The sequence below is a fragment of the Bacillus sp. V33-4 genome (genome assembly GCF_002860225.1).
GTDB classification, from domain to species: domain Bacteria; phylum Bacillota; class Bacilli; order Bacillales; family Cytobacillaceae; genus Bacillus_BJ; species Bacillus_BJ canaveralius.
Genome location: NZ_PGVC01000063.1, coordinates 1 through 14,302 on the forward strand (window position 1 = coordinate 1; position 14,302 = coordinate 14,302).

Annotated in this window: 12 protein-coding genes and 1 pseudogene; 7 read left to right on the top strand and 6 right to left on the bottom strand. The window is 39.5% G+C overall.

All coding sequences use genetic code 11. From position 1 onward, the window contains the following. On the bottom strand, window positions 1-449 hold a 449-nt coding region (locus tag CVD23_RS19485; RefSeq protein WP_142382914.1), incomplete at its 3' end, for an ABC transporter substrate-binding protein. Between the two features lie 118 nt (window positions 450-567). Here CVD23_RS19485 and CVD23_RS19490 point away from each other — a divergent pair. Both CVD23_RS19490 and CVD23_RS19495 read left to right on the top strand, forming a co-directional pair. Then, on the top strand, window positions 568-2,064 hold the full coding sequence (locus CVD23_RS19490) for an ATP-binding protein (protein ID WP_101666927.1): 1,497 nt from the start codon (window positions 568-570) through the stop codon (window positions 2,062-2,064). Window positions 2,065-2,106: 42 nt separating this feature from the next. Then, on the top strand, window positions 2,107-2,790 hold the full coding sequence (locus tag CVD23_RS19495) for a response regulator transcription factor (RefSeq protein ID WP_101666928.1): 684 nt from the start codon (window positions 2,107-2,109) through the stop codon (window positions 2,788-2,790). A gap of 319 nt (window positions 2,791-3,109) precedes the next feature. On the opposite strand, the pseudogene CVD23_RS22735 reads toward CVD23_RS19495, so the two are convergent. After that, window positions 3,110-3,544 (bottom strand): annotated as a pseudogene (locus tag CVD23_RS22735) (DMT family transporter); the annotation flags it as partial. Between the two features lie 203 nt (window positions 3,545-3,747). Between CVD23_RS22735 and CVD23_RS19505 the strand changes: the two are divergent. Continuing rightward, a complete protein-coding gene (locus CVD23_RS19505) occupies window positions 3,748-5,433 on the top strand; it encodes a methyl-accepting chemotaxis protein (RefSeq protein ID WP_101666929.1) in 1,686 nt (561 codons plus the stop codon). A gap of 89 nt (window positions 5,434-5,522) precedes the next feature. On the opposite strand, the gene CVD23_RS22740 is transcribed toward CVD23_RS19505, so the two are convergent. From CVD23_RS22740 to CVD23_RS19520, 3 genes are all read right to left on the bottom strand, one after another. Then, window positions 5,523-6,248 carry a D-Ala-D-Ala carboxypeptidase family metallohydrolase gene (locus tag CVD23_RS22740; protein ID WP_101666930.1) on the bottom strand — a complete coding sequence of 242 codons (726 nt, stop codon included), beginning with the start codon at window positions 6,246-6,248 and terminating at the stop codon, window positions 5,523-5,525. A 501-nt stretch (window positions 6,249-6,749) separates the two neighbouring features. After that, entirely contained in the window at window positions 6,750-7,616 is an 867-nt protein-coding gene (locus CVD23_RS19515) for an esterase/lipase family protein (protein ID WP_101666931.1), read from the bottom strand. Window positions 7,617-8,017: 401 nt separating this feature from the next. Continuing rightward, window positions 8,018-8,659 carry a superoxide dismutase family protein gene (locus CVD23_RS19520; protein WP_101666932.1) on the bottom strand — a complete coding sequence of 214 codons (642 nt, stop codon included), beginning with the start codon at window positions 8,657-8,659 and terminating at the stop codon, window positions 8,018-8,020. A gap of 185 nt (window positions 8,660-8,844) precedes the next feature. On the opposite strand from CVD23_RS19520, the gene CVD23_RS19525 reads away from it, so the two are divergent. Together CVD23_RS19525 and psiE are read left to right on the top strand one after the other, a co-directional pair. Further along, entirely contained in the window at window positions 8,845-10,695 is a 1,851-nt protein-coding gene (locus tag CVD23_RS19525; protein ID WP_101666933.1) for a PhoX family protein, read from the top strand. Between the two features lie 206 nt (window positions 10,696-10,901). Then, window positions 10,902-11,324 (top strand): phosphate-starvation-inducible protein PsiE, encoded by a 423-nt coding sequence (gene psiE, locus CVD23_RS19530; RefSeq protein WP_101575482.1) that lies wholly within the window; start codon window positions 10,902-10,904, stop codon window positions 11,322-11,324. Window positions 11,325-11,369: 45 nt separating this feature from the next. On the opposite strand, the gene CVD23_RS22110 is transcribed toward psiE, so the two are convergent. Continuing rightward, window positions 11,370-11,519 carry a hypothetical protein gene (locus CVD23_RS22110; protein ID WP_180955735.1) on the bottom strand — a complete coding sequence of 50 codons (150 nt, stop codon included), beginning with the start codon at window positions 11,517-11,519 and terminating at the stop codon, window positions 11,370-11,372. Window positions 11,520-12,127: 608 nt separating this feature from the next. On the opposite strand from CVD23_RS22110, the gene CVD23_RS19535 reads away from it, so the two are divergent. Then, complete coding sequence (locus CVD23_RS19535; RefSeq protein WP_101666934.1) at window positions 12,128-12,874, top strand: MerR family transcriptional regulator; 747 nt, start codon at window positions 12,128-12,130, stop codon at window positions 12,872-12,874. A 139-nt stretch (window positions 12,875-13,013) separates the two neighbouring features. Further along, on the top strand, window positions 13,014-13,859 hold the full coding sequence (locus tag CVD23_RS19540; protein WP_101666935.1) for an MBL fold metallo-hydrolase: 846 nt from the start codon (window positions 13,014-13,016) through the stop codon (window positions 13,857-13,859). The last annotated feature ends 443 nt before the right edge of the window (window positions 13,860-14,302 follow it).

Genomic DNA, 14,302 nt, shown 5'->3' on the forward strand with positions numbered 1-14,302 from the left:
ATGAATCCGCTTACACGTTTTAGGTGGAAATAAATTCCGCCAACAAATGCTTGACTCAAACATCCAGATACATCCATTTTACTTTCTTGAATGTAATCATCTAGTGGTGCCAGCAATCCCGTGTCGATCATATTATCCATTTGCCCAGTAAATAAATCATAGCCTTCGCCACTTGAAAGCTGCATACGGAGCTTTTCATAATATTGCTCTTGCGGGAAGGTTTCAAATGTGATTTCAATATTCGGATGATCCTTTTTGAAATTTTCGTATGCACTTTCAAATACTTCTTGATCCGCCGGGAATACAGCCATTTTTAAATCGACTTTTTCATTTGAACCACCCTGCTTTTCTGCTTCGGCACTCCCTTCTTTTGTGCCGCCATTAGAGCACCCTGCAATCAGGCCGATGAATACAATCAAAACAGCGAACAAACTCACTACTTTTTTCACGCCAATTTCCCCCTTAATTTTTTAAATATTTTGTTATATACTAAGTGTAAGGGTTTTCATTTTTTGTCATAAGTAGAAAATTTTATTCCCCTTTTTAACCACACTGGGAGTGACTTCTGTGATTTTTCTATACTTGCTTTGTATTGTTCTTTTAGTACTTTTTATCTATAAAAATTTAAACAGCTGGTCCATCTTCTTCTTAAGTACGTTAACAATTAGCTGGATATTAGCCTATGTTTCTTTTACACTCTACCTGTCAAAATTCAATTACTACTATAATGTTGTCAATCAATTTATAGATTTCAGTCCGGGCAACTGGAATAATCTTGTACTAATAAACTTTGATGCGAATACATTGATCCGCCTGTTTAATTTTGGGATCATCCTCTTTTATTTTTCTTTGTTAAGTTATTCTGTTTCGTTTGTGTGCAGCCTTAAGTTTAATAAAAAATGGGGCTTTTTTTTCGCGGCCATTGTCGGGATCGCCACCGTCCAATACCTTTTTTATGACCCAAGCGTGAATCTCATGGTACAGGACTATGCGTTTAGAGGGGAATTATTGCATCAATACCAGCTGTACAGCCGTGCAGGAGATATTGTGTTCCAGGTGGTAAATTTCGTTTATATTTTAATAAGCCTAGCTTTATTCGCATACCATTATTCCCGTTATTACAGGCTTAGATATATCCGTGACTATACGCTCTATAATTTAATCAGCCTGGTGCCTTTGACATTTGTGCACCTCTTTATTTTTAACTGGGCACCAAACAACTTTGTCAGAACAACATTCAGTAATAGTTATATAAACTATTTGCAGCCGCCAATCAATTTGTTTTTAGTGGAGTATCGCTTTTTTCCCATTATTGCTCTCTTTGCTATCGCATTTATGATCTATAATCTTTTTAAATACAAATCGAATGAAGCCCACTATTCAAGTATCAATTTTATTACAAAGAAAACAATTGACACTGCTTCTTTGGGAGTTAGAGCGTTTACACATTCGATCAAGAACCACTTACTCGCCATTCGTTCAGAAACGGAATACTTACAGGAACGACTTGCTGATGATGAAGAAGCGTTATACAGCCTAAAGCTAATCATGGATTCTTGTGAAAAGTCCTTTCAAAACATTAATGATGCAAATGATAAGCTCAAGCAGATTACGCTAAACATGAAAGTTGTCCTATTAAACATTCCCATCGAGAGAGCAATTGAACGATTCCATTTGACAAATGCAGCCATCCATTATGAAAGACCTAATTCCAGCATTCTGGTTTATATTGATGAAGAACAAATCCATGAAGCAATTTACAATATCCTAAAAAATGCAGTAGAAGCTTTAGATAGCAATGGACAGATTTGGATCAAAATTAATGAAGTAGAACTATGGGGAACGATAACAATCATGGACAACGGTCCAGGAATTGATGCTGAAAACATCAATGAAATCTTCACACCTTTTTTTTCTACAAAACCGACCATTTCCAATTGGGGCATTGGGCTGTCATTTTGCCATAAGGTTATCACGGCTCATGAAGGGAAAATTGAAGTTTCAAGCGAAAAAGGGAAATTAACTCAATTTGACATATTATTGCCGCTGGTAAAGAGGGTATAAAAATGTACCCCCTTATTCATTCTTTTATGGGAGAGGGTTCTAATGGAAAACATTAAGATTTTAATTGCGGATGATATGGAAGCTAACAGGAGGCGCCTTGATAGGATGATACGCGCTGCTGGAAATCTTTCGTTAGTAGCTTCTGCTAAAAGCGGATATGAAGCGGTTGCCTATGCCGCGGTCAAGAGACCGGACATTATATTGATGGATATTGAAATGGAAAGCCAAATGGCAGGGATCAATGCGGCAGCAGAAATCCATAAAATATTGCCCGAAACAAAAGTCATTATGCTGACTGTTCATCAAGATAATAACATTGTCTTTGCCGCCTTTCAAACTGGTATCGTCGATTATGTAATAAAAACAGCACCGAAGGAAGAAATACTGGAAGCCATTTATTCCGCCTCCAGCAACCAATCACCCATTCGCCCAATTATTGCTGAAAAAATCAGGCAGGAGTTCGCACGGATCAAAAAATCAGAAGATCATTTAACCCATTTTTTTAAAATCATCGCTAACCTAACACCATCCGAGCTGGAGGTATTAAAACTACTTTGCAGCGGGTTAAAACGGAAGGAAATAGCTGAAGCACGCGCCGTAGAAATCGAAACAATCAAAAAGCAAATCGGAAGACTTTTACAAAAATTTAATAAAAAAACGACCAGGGAAATTGTAGAGGAGGTTAACGAGCTAAAACTATTCGATATATTAAAAGATATTTCTTAAGCTAAAAAAAGTGGATGGAAGGCATTCAACAGACTTAACAAAGCAATATCTATTGATTGAACTGTAGCTCCTAAACTGTCAGACTTCCTCCTCTACTTTAATAGCCGACTTGTTCAAGCTAAGCGAAGACAAAACTGTTCTTTGTTAATCAAACGTTTGTTTAAATAATCAGGCATCTGTATCTGGTATGTTGCCTGATCATATTCAATCTTAGAAACAGATTTTACCAGATTAGATTCTGCTTTAACATTCTCATGCTGTATCAGCAACAAAGTGTGAAATAGCAATAAGCCATTTCACACTTTGCTTGTTCCGATACTCAAATAGGCATTTCCCGCTGGCTTCTTTTTCTGGCTCCAGTTATCAAATTTTTGACACCTGAGGCAGTCAATACGCCCAAAATCACCAGTATAACTCCGATGATTTGGAACACGGTAACCTCTGCTCCAATTATGAATGAAATCATCATGGTGACTATCGGAACAAGATTAAAAAATAAAGAAGTTCTACCTGCACCAATTTACTTCATTCCCTCGTTCCACCATAAATAGCCTAAAACAGTGGTGAAAAGGGCCATAAAAGTAACCGCTCCCCAAGCACCGATCGAAACCTCAGCTAAACGAACAGAATTTGTGGAAAACAGGGATACAATAATCAGACAGAGCGGTCCAATTACCATCGTATAAGTAGTCGTTGCTAACGAAGAACTATCTTTTACAATCCTTCTCCCTAGAACGCCATACAGGGCCCTACATCCAATTCTCGCTTTTTGGTCTCCATCTTTTTTAAATGCCTTGCCAAAATTTCAATACGTTTTGTAACGGATAATGAGAAAACTCGGACCGGTTAAACAGGAAAAAAATTTTATTCTGTTAACAATTAACCATAACTAGAAATTCCCAAAATTATGCCGATATAGTTTATATATACATTTTATTCGATGAGAGAAGGTCAATAATGAGCATTCGTAAAAAGTTGTTTATGTTATTAGGGGTTTTAATTGTTTCATTGCTTTCATTAGGTACATATTCAATTATTCAGCTTAACTCCACTCATGAGAAAAACACTGAATTAACCAATGCTTTCGTGATTGAGAACCATTTAAAACATATTCAATACCGGCTAGCAGGATTATCAAATGATGAAAGAGCTTTTTTAATTCAAGGTGATGCAAAATTTCCTGAACAAATGGAAGAAAAGGCGCAAGATGTACTGAAGTCCATTGAAACGGTTAAAGGAATGGTAAATGGCTCTGAGGAACACGCAAGAATTACCGATGTTGAAAAAGGCTTTAACGAATATTGGGCAGTGAGCCAACGTGTAGTAGATCAATATAAGACCAACACGGATGAGGCACTGGACCTGCATTTTGGGGAAGAACGTACAATCCGAAAAGAAATACTTGATCCTAAAATTGATGAATATTTGGAAGATCTCACTGCTGAGATAGACGGAGATAACAAGAAGCTGGAAGCCGACATTAATCGTTTCATGTTGATCTTAATCATTTTAACCATTGCGGTGTCTGCGCTTGGAATCATTTTTGGGCTGGTCGTCATCGTCTCAATTTTAAGACCTTTACATCGATTGAATACGCAAATGAAAGAGATTGCTACCGGTGAAGCAGACCTTACAAAACAGATACTCGTAAAAAACCGCGATGAATTAGGTGAGCTTTCCTCGTCATTTAACGATTTTGTTCAAACCATCCGGCAAATTATTGTCAGCATTAAAACGTCGTCGGAACAGGTCGCTGCTTCATCCGAACAGTTTTCGGCAAGTGCAGAACAATCGAAAGTCACTTCAGAGCAAGTGTCACACTCAATGCAGGAAATTGCCGCAAGCACTGTTATGCAGAGCACCATGACTGAGGAAAGCACTATTTCGTTAAGGGAGTCCCTCCAGGGATTAACCAATATCACTACATACAGTACCGATGTAGCAGGAACGACAAATACTGTTAAAGAAAAGGCAGAAAACGGTGCAAGTGCTGTTAATCAGATTGTCGAACAGATGCAGTCCATTCAGTCATCGGTTGAAAATACCGTTTATGGAATCACATCATTGGCTGATTCCGCTTCAAAAATCAGCGATTTCACTGCTCTCATTAATGATATTGCAGCACAAACCAATCTGTTGGCTCTAAACGCTGCGATCGAAGCAGCCCGGGCCGGAGAACATGGCAAAGGTTTTGCCGTCGTCGCTGAAGAAGTAAGAAAGCTGGCTGAACAATCAGGCGAGTCAGCAAATCAAATAAAAGAAATCGTCGTAAGCATTCAAAGAGAAACAGAAGAATCGGTCAATTCCATTCAAAACGTAAAAGAAGATGTGTCGTCCGGAATGGTGATTACAAAAGAAACTGCAACTCAATTTAATGAAATCCTGAATTCCATCGAATCAGTTACATCACAAATTCAGGAGATTGCTGCAACTTCTCAACAGCTGAATTCCGGATTCGAACTGGTAACCAATTCTGTTGAGGACATGTCTGCCTTAACAAAGGAGACCACTGAGAGAACAGAACTGGTTGCAGCATCAACGGAAGAACAATTGGCTTCTTCAGAAGAAATCCTGAATGCAGCTAATTCGTTAACGTCATTGGCTGAGGATTTACAAGGCATGATCAAGCGTTTTAAAATATAAATCACTGGATTTAAAGAGGGTGTCCAACGAAGCAACTTTCGGGGACACCCTCTCCTATTTTTTACCTGCTCAGTTAATCTGCCACTATCTTATTGCCACCACCAAGATTGGGCACCGTACGGATATTCAACCCGGCTGTCCAAATGAGCAAAGCTGCTCTCATTGTATATTCCGCTGAATCCACATGTTTTAGCGGTATTTTTTACGGTTGTGCTCGATACACCAGAAATAGCGACGTCCGCAGCAATGCCATACATATGCTGGCTATTTGAAGCTCCTCCCACATTGCTATTATGTGAAATACTGCGGAAGCCCGAATTAATCGTGACAGGCTTATTCCCTGCCTTCACGCGAAGTGCTTCGAGCTTGTACATCAAACGGCGAACATTTTCCTTTACCGTTGCAGCCGATACTTTTCCACCGTTAAATCCACTTCCGTCCTTCGAATAAAACTCAGTATAGTTAAAATTCTTAGTGCCTGTTGAACTTTCAAGAGCATTTAGCTTCGCCTGGGTGCCGGTTCCGACAATACCATCTGCCGTTAACCCGTAAGCGCGTTGAAATCTTTTAACAGCTGCCGTTGTGCCGGGACCAAACTGACCATCTACAGCAACATAGGTTTGCGAAGCGGAATCCGCCGCCCAGCCGGCAACGCGGATTTGCAGCTCTTTAACGTCTTCACCACTCGAACCCTCTTGAAGAGTACGATTCCAGGAATACGCCTCGGCCTCTGGCGCTGCCAGCAAGGATAAACCTAAGCCAAGGAAAAGAGTAAACCAAAATACTTGAAAGAATCTTGCATGGTTTTTAGTCATTTCTATCAATCTCCTATCTACTATTATTTTTCAGATCAATCCAAATCTCTAACAGTTAAAAGGCTGATGAAATAGGATAACAGGGAGATATCTAGCTGTTGAACGTCTGTGTTCACATGGACTTTTTTCACCGACAAGAGTTTCACAAGGTACTAAGCGCTGACTTTCAAATTCATAACTTTCGATAGGTTTTATCACCCCTCATTTTTATTGTTTTTCCATTTATGTAACATTCATCTAGAAGTATTTTAAATATTAACAATATTCCCTTAATATGTATACATGTCAAAATTACTCTTTTTTTATCATAAAATATCTAAAAAAATTATTTTTTGGTACTTTTAGCCTTTGAAACAACAAAAAAAGACAACCTTACGGGCGGTTGTCTTGCGTTTTGGTATTGGTAATTGTATTTGACGAAGGTGTGGTTAATAGAAATAAAAAAAGATAAGCTAATTCACCATTGGAATGGTATCAGCTTATCTTGTTTACTAAATTTTCTTACTGGGTAACCGCCCTGTCCGGTTCAGCCGGTCCTTCATGTGCAAGTGCATCATAGACAAACGTGAAGGCATTAGGGTCATAGGAGATGCCCTGGTGCTCAATTTGATCCAGTGGATAGTAGTCTTGCAAGGTAATATTTTTCACTTGTTGCGATGGTCCGCCGAGAAAGGACGAAGTATACGGGACAACGACCTCATCGTTACTGGTTGCGACTACCGTATAAGAAACCTTGCCAGGGGTTTCATCACCCTCATTCAGTTTTCTCAGAAAGTCGGAGCCTGTTCGCTGCTGGTCGCAGGCAGCACATGAACCGAGTCCCGAACCTAACGACGTTAAGCCTGAAAGCCCGGCAACGCCTATTGTTCCATGATTGGATGGAACCAGCCCGATAAGGTCATCGACTTTTTTGGAGCCGCCTAGATATTTAATATAATAGCGCGGCATCATCCCGCCTTGGCTGTGCCCGACAATCGACACTTTCTTCGCACCGGTATGCTTCAACACGTTATCGATAAAGGCAGCGAGCTCTGCTGCCGAATCCTCAATTGGACCCGATGCGGGGCCAGCATTGCTTAAGCCGTAATTCAATGAGTAAACACAGTAGCCTTTTGCAGCTAACAATGGTGAAAGATTGGCCCAATTTCGTTCCATTGTCTCAAATGTTCCCGGTACAAGGATGATTGGTTCAGGATGGGCAGCATCAGGTCGGCACGTCGGGTCATTTGCCCCCGGTGGCGGCGGTCCTTGCTGAGCCAGGAAGCCACCTGGTGGTAGGCTTGCCGCTCCCTTCACCGTGCCATTGCTCGAAATAATAAATGTAATCGCTACCAAAAATGAAAAAACAGAAACGAAACACTTTTTCACTTGAATTCCTCACTTTCTCCTAAAATAGAATTTTTTTAAAGCTTTAGCTTACTTATAGAAAAAGAGACACGCAAAAACACCTAATTGAATCAGGAATTTTGCGTGAGTCTCATTTTCTCCATCGCTATTATTAACTTATATTAATCTAATACATTGAACACGCTATCATTTTTATACACATTTTGTTTTTGGCGTGCAAGATCATTGTTTTTCTATACCCGAACTGACGAAACTTAAACCAAAAAAGTCCCCAATAGCGGAACTTTTCTGGTATCAGTTTGGATTTTGCTTTGCACCGATATGCTGTTGAAACAATGACAGAAGTAAAATCATTTGCGGTACTAGTGATTTCCGACGGTTCAATACAAGTAATGCACGTCCACAAAATAAAATGAAGGCAGCTACTCCTCTTCTCCCCCACTGCTGACAATCACTCCGCAAGCTTGTCGTTTGCCTGCGTCACCTGTTTTCCTGGTTTCTGCATCAGGGCCGCCTTGCCCAGCAGCTTGATAGCGATCAGGAATGTTGCCAAAGTTATCTGGTTTTTCATGGATCATGACAGCTAGTTCCTGCTCCGTTATTTGTTCCATCGTTAAACGGTCAAATACTGCAGAATAGTTGGCAGTACCGTCTTCGTTTACATAAAGGGAAGGCATATCCCCAGCATGGCCGGAATGCATTTCGTTATTTGGATTAAAGTGTCCTCCCGCTGTTGTGAAGGGACCTTCTGCTGCATCAGGTTCACAAACGCCTTTTTCGTGAATATGGAAACCATGATGACCTGGCTTTAACCCTGTCATACTCGCCTTAATCAGTATATGTTCGTCATGTTCAGAAAAACTAACCGTGCCAACGGTTTTCTTATTCACATCTTTGACCTCCGCTTTGGCTTGAGGTTCTTTTAGTTCAGCTGATACTATCTCCTGTTCAGTTGTTTCAGCTTTATTGCTGTTTTCATCGCTCGAATTCTCCCCGGCACCGCACCCAAACAATAACTGAACTGCAAACATGGGCAAAAGCGGTTTTATCCAGCATTTTATCATGATGGTGCTCCTCTCTACTTTTTCCACTATTATTCCACTTATTTTATAATGTAAAACAAAAATGATTTTTAAAATATCTAAATAATCTAAATAATCTTTAACATTTTCAACATACCTACTTAATATTCTTTTTCTATTATAAAAGCGAGGTTCATCGTATCATCCAAAAAACGGAGGTAGAAAAGATGAAAAAAAGAAAAATAGTTGCTCCATTATTAAGTTTAGCTGTTTTATTTCCATCAGCCTCGAATGTATTTGCTCACCCTAACAAACCTGTTGCCGTACAGAAGGTGGAGTTTGTTGGAATGGACGCTCCTGATACTGATCAAGAGCGTTCAATGATGTACAGTGACGCATCTGTTATCGTTACATATAAAAATGGTGCTCAAAAAACGCTTCCGCTCAAATATCAATCGTTGTTCCAACCCGGAGAAGTCATCAACGGCAAAACTGCAGGTGCAGCCTATGATGCAAACGGAAAGATGATTACGAACCCCGAGGGAAAACCATATGTATCTACTTCACCTGACAGCAATACCCTCCTTAAAGTGAATGGAAAGTTATACATGGTCAACCACTATGAAGGTATGCCATCAAACAATATTGGAAACATGCCAAAATCAATGGTTTTAAATACGGTTGAACAAAATAGAAAAACTGGGGAACTGACCGTAACTGATATGAACCCGATTGATTTTTCAGCTGACGGCGGTATTTGGACGCCTTGTGCAGGTTCATTGACTCCATGGAACACCCATTTGGGCAGCGAAGAATATGAACCGGATGCAAGAGCCCATGAAGCAAATCCTGAAAAGTCTTCAGTTACTCAATTTGCACGGAACTACTATCAAGACAATACTATTATTGGCAATCCATATCTTTACGGTCATCTTCCGGAGGTAAAGGTTAATGCAAATGGAACAGCGAAAGCCGTTAAACATTATAGTATGGGACGCCTTTCGTTCGAAAATGTAAAAGTAGCACCGGATAACCGAACGGTTTACTATGGCGATGACGGCTCATATACAATGTCGTTTATGTATGTGGCAGACAAGGAAAGAAATTTATCTGCAGGCACGCTGTATGCTGCAAAATGGATTCAAACAGGTGAACAAAACGGCGGTTCTGCTGATTTACAATGGATCAAATTGGGCCATGCTACCGATGCTGAAATCAAAAAATTAGCTCAAAAAGTTAAGTTCAGCGATATCTTTGAGACTACTACAGACGTAGCTAATGCCAAAGCAAATGGATTTACAAGAGTGAAAGCCGGCGGACGAGATGAATGGCTAAAACTAAAACCCGGCATGGAAAAAGCTGCTGCGTTCTTGGAATCTCGCCGTTATGGTGCGCTGTTAGGAGCAACTTCGGAATTTAACAAAATGGAAACAGTAGAACTTAACAAGGCCGATAACAAGATGTACATGACTATGTCAACAATCGCCGGCGGAATGACAGCCAACCCGAAAGATCCTGTAGATGATATTCATGTTTCTAAAATCAATGCCGGCGGAGTTTATGAAATGCCGTTATCCAGAGGCCAAAAGGATCGCGATGGCAATAAAATTAACAGCAAATATGTAGCGAATAAGATCAACGGACTAGTATTGGGAGAAGATCTTCCAGTTAAAGATGCAGCAGGAAACTCAGCAAATCCTGACAAAATTTCAAATCCTGACAATATTGTCTACTCTGAAAAGATGAGAACACTGTTTATCGCCGAAGATGGCGGTATGCATCATAACAACTACGGATGGGCTTATAATGTTGATACAAAGAAGCTTTCCCGTATCGTCTCCGCTCCTGATGAAGGAGAAGTTACAGGTATACAAGCGATTGATAACTTGAATGGTTTTGCGTATCTGATGGTCGGTTCGCAAAATCCAGGAAATGTTGGTTATTTATCAGGCTTACCTTCCGTTGCAGGGAATGGAGAAGATGATAGAGACGATGACGATGACAGAGATGATGATTACGGTCATAGAGATGACGACGATGATAATAACAATGACCAAAATGGGAACAATGATGACTAAGACGATAACAAATAACAAGAAAAGGACCGTTGGATATTATCCAATGATCCTTTTCTTTGATTATTCAATCAACACAAAATAAAACCTTTATCTCACGAATATAACCCAGTGAATGAAAATGAATTAAATCAGTTAATACTGATACTGGTGCGAGATAGGGTTTATCCGTTCTTTTTAAAAACACATACGATCTTGGAGGGTAAACGGTGAGTCAACAAAATAAAAACAATTGGCAGGACCTCAGAATTACCCTGCTTCAATTTGCCTTAAATATAGCATTAATTTTACTCGCCATTAGTTTATGCGCTTTGCTTGGAAAGGAAATTATCTTTTTCATTCAAGTTTCTATTTTTAATCCAGAGCTTGAGATTCATTATGAACTTCTCGAACGCATCCTGAACTTTTTTTTATACTTCGAATTCATTGCCATGGTTGTTAAATATTTCAAAGAAGATTACCATTTTCCAATTCGGTATTTTCTTTATATTGGAATTACCGCGATGATACGCTTAATTATTGTCTATCATGAAAATCCCGTTAATACGCTTTTGTACTCTTTTTCCATCCTTGTGTTAATTGTCAGTTTTTATATTATGAATTCTTCGACGGCGAGAAAGGGAAAATTATAATTTTTGATGCTATTTAAAAACCCGGCGTGAACCGGGCTTCTTGCATTAATGTTCGTTTCCTCCAGTGTCAGGAGATGGATGTTCCTCAATGGGTACATGTTGTGGCCGCTCCGGGTAATTCCGCTTCTCCGGGTCTTCGGGACCGGTGAAATCACCTCTTTGATTTGTATATTTCCGTTCAATTCTTTTTGGCATGGTTTTCACCCCCTTTCTATAGGATGGATGAAATTTCACGCCTGATAACAGGAAATTTCTAGTTTATGGAACCACCAAGATCAATAACCCGTTGATAAAGATAGATGATGATAATAATCCGAGAAGGTGAAAAATAAGCTCTAAAAAGTCCTTTTTGGAGAAATTAGAGCAAATTCGATCGAATAATCGGAATTGTCATTACAAATATTTACAATTTCGGCTGTTTATTTCCAAAATATTACTTATTTGAGTATCGACTCAGAATAATTAAGCGGAAAACGAACGGATTTAAGCGAAAATTGCCTTGATTTAAGCGAAAAAATCAAGAATTAAGCGAAAACCAGCTTTATTTAAGCGAAACCATTATATGTATCGATCAGACCATATTTCAAGTACTGTTAATGTATGTCTTGAACAAAGGACCTAACTTTAAGGCTCCTTTTTATTTCCACAGAGCTCCATCAATTCTAACAGATTACTGATTTATAGAACTAACTAAGATCATAAAAATTTTCAAATTGATAAATGAGAAAAGAATAATTAAAAATGATAATTGACTCTCACGTTACGTGATGCTTTATAGTCTTAATTGAAGGGAGATCAATGTGATGGCAATGCGGGTAAAAGAAGTTGCGGATTTGGTTGGCATCAGTGTGCGCACACTGCATCATTATGATGAAATTGGGTTGCTAACCCCAGATGAGACAACGGAGTCGGGTTACCGCCTTTACTCAGATAATAATCTCCAAATGCTGCAACAAATCTTATTTTTTAAGGAACTTGGTTTCCCTTTAAAGAAAATTAAAGACATTATCAAGAGTCCTTCATTTGACCAACAAGAAGCGCTGGAGTTACATCGCAAAATGTTGCTTGAGAAACGGCATCGGCTTAATAAAATGATTGCGACTGTTGATAAAACCATTCAACACTCGAAAGGGGAAATCCAAATGTCAAGCAAAGAAAAATTTGAAGGATTTGATTTTAGTCATAATCCATACGAACAGGAAGCACGTCAACGCTGGGGAGATGACGCTGTTGATAATGCAAACACCAAACTAGGGAACATGTCTAAAGCTGAGCAAGAAGCAATGTCTGAAGAAATGTCTGCAATCTATACGAAGCTTGCAGCCCTTCGACACGAGTCACCTGCATCAGAGGAATCGCAAGCAGCTATTAATGACTGGTACGATTTTTTAAACAAGATGGGCCATTATTCACTCGATGCTTTCAAGGGACTTGGACAGTTGTACGTTGATGATAAGCGCTTTACGAAAAACATCGATGGATTTGGTGAGGGCTTAGCGGAATTTCTTCGTGATGCCATGGCGATCTACGCGGACAAAAACAGAAAATGATCTAAGATGCAGGTCATTTGCCCTGCATTTTTTAATTATTGCCTCTTACATGTCCCCTAATGCCGATCCTACCGTTAGCATACATCCTGGTTTAGAGCAAAGACTATACAGGTAAAGAATAACAAGGAGGCGATCGTCTATGGATATGCAGCGCAGTTCTTCCACCGATAAATTTATCCCGATGAGTTCAATTACTCATGGAGTCGGCAAAGAGATAGCTGCTGATATTTTCAATTATACAGTCCAAATTGTAAATGTGTGTTTCGTTGGTACTCCGGGTGAAAGTAATGATTGGGTTCTTATTGATGCCGGCATGCCAAGATCTGCAAACATGATCATTTCAAAAGCAGAAGATCGGTTTGGCGCAGGCGCCCGTCCAAAAGCCATTATTCTCACACATGCTCACTTTGATCATATCGGCGCCATTGTTGATTTGGTTGAAAAATGGAATGTTCCGGTCTATGCCCACGAGTTAGAGCTCCCATACTTAACCGGGAAAAAGAATTACCCAAAACCTGACGGGACTGTTGAAGGCGGGTTAATCGCAAAAATTTCTCCATTTTTCCCAAACGAAGCGATTGATTTAGGTTACCATGTCCATGCCCTTCCCCCCGATGGGTCTATCCCGGAAATGCCCGACTGGCGCTGGATCCACACACCCGGGCATTCAGAAGGGCATATTTCATTATTCCGGGATGCTGACAGGGCTTTAATTGCTGGTGATGCTTTTGTAACCGTTAAACAAGAAGACCTGTATGACGTATTAACCCAGGATCTTCAAATGCATGGGCCGCCCCGCTATTTAACTACTGATTGGCAGGCTGCCTGGAAATCGGTAAAACAGCTTGCAGCATTAAAACCAACATTAGCTGTTACAGGACACGGGCTTCCCGTCTCAGGTGAATGGCTGACTGAAAACCTCGCAACACTTGCAAGAGATTTCGATAAAATCGCCATCCCTGACCACGGAAAATATATTGATTAAATCATTTTTCCAGACTAAAGACACCTATTTTTATCAAAATAGATGTCTTTTTTTTCTCATCATAAAAAGAGTTGCCGCAACCCCGAATTGTGCGGCTTCTGTCTATACTCAAACCAAGTAAAAATGTACCATTATCAATAAAAAATTTATGCTAACTTTAGTAACCATTTTATCAACACACCCTATCTAAAATAGAATATTGTGTATTCTCGTTACAATTTAAAGTTAACATAAATCTATTAAACTAATGTTAATGCAGCATAAATATTTCGTTAACATAACACTTTTCTATAAATTATCACTAGTGTTGCATTAATTAAATTTTAATATTAAAAAGACTCTAAATCTTCGCTAATTTTATTCTGTACAAAGAAAAAGTCCTTTATAATGGATAAGTCAGGTGGTAACCCGTCCAAATCCAAAAAAAGGACCAATCTCATGGA

What these genes read in the sequence shown, in the direction of transcription:
- CVD23_RS19505 (WP_101666929.1), top strand. Translation starts at nt 3,748, where the DNA reads ATGAGCATTCGTAAAAAGTTGTTTATGTTATTAGGGGTTTTAATTGTT.
- CVD23_RS22110 (WP_180955735.1), bottom strand. Translation starts at nt 11,519, where the DNA reads ATGCCAAAAAGAATTGAACGGAAATATACAAATCAAAGAGGTGATTTC.
- CVD23_RS19495 (WP_101666928.1), top strand. Translation starts at nt 2,107, where the DNA reads ATGGAAAACATTAAGATTTTAATTGCGGATGATATGGAAGCTAACAGG.
- CVD23_RS19535 (WP_101666934.1), top strand. Translation starts at nt 12,128, where the DNA reads ATGGCAATGCGGGTAAAAGAAGTTGCGGATTTGGTTGGCATCAGTGTG.
- CVD23_RS19520 (WP_101666932.1), bottom strand. Translation starts at nt 8,659, where the DNA reads ATGATAAAATGCTGGATAAAACCGCTTTTGCCCATGTTTGCAGTTCAG.
- CVD23_RS22740 (WP_101666930.1), bottom strand. Translation starts at nt 6,248, where the DNA reads ATGACTAAAAACCATGCAAGATTCTTTCAAGTATTTTGGTTTACTCTT.
- CVD23_RS19525 (WP_101666933.1), top strand. Translation starts at nt 8,845, where the DNA reads ATGAAAAAAAGAAAAATAGTTGCTCCATTATTAAGTTTAGCTGTTTTA.
- CVD23_RS19540 (WP_101666935.1), top strand. Translation starts at nt 13,014, where the DNA reads ATGGATATGCAGCGCAGTTCTTCCACCGATAAATTTATCCCGATGAGT.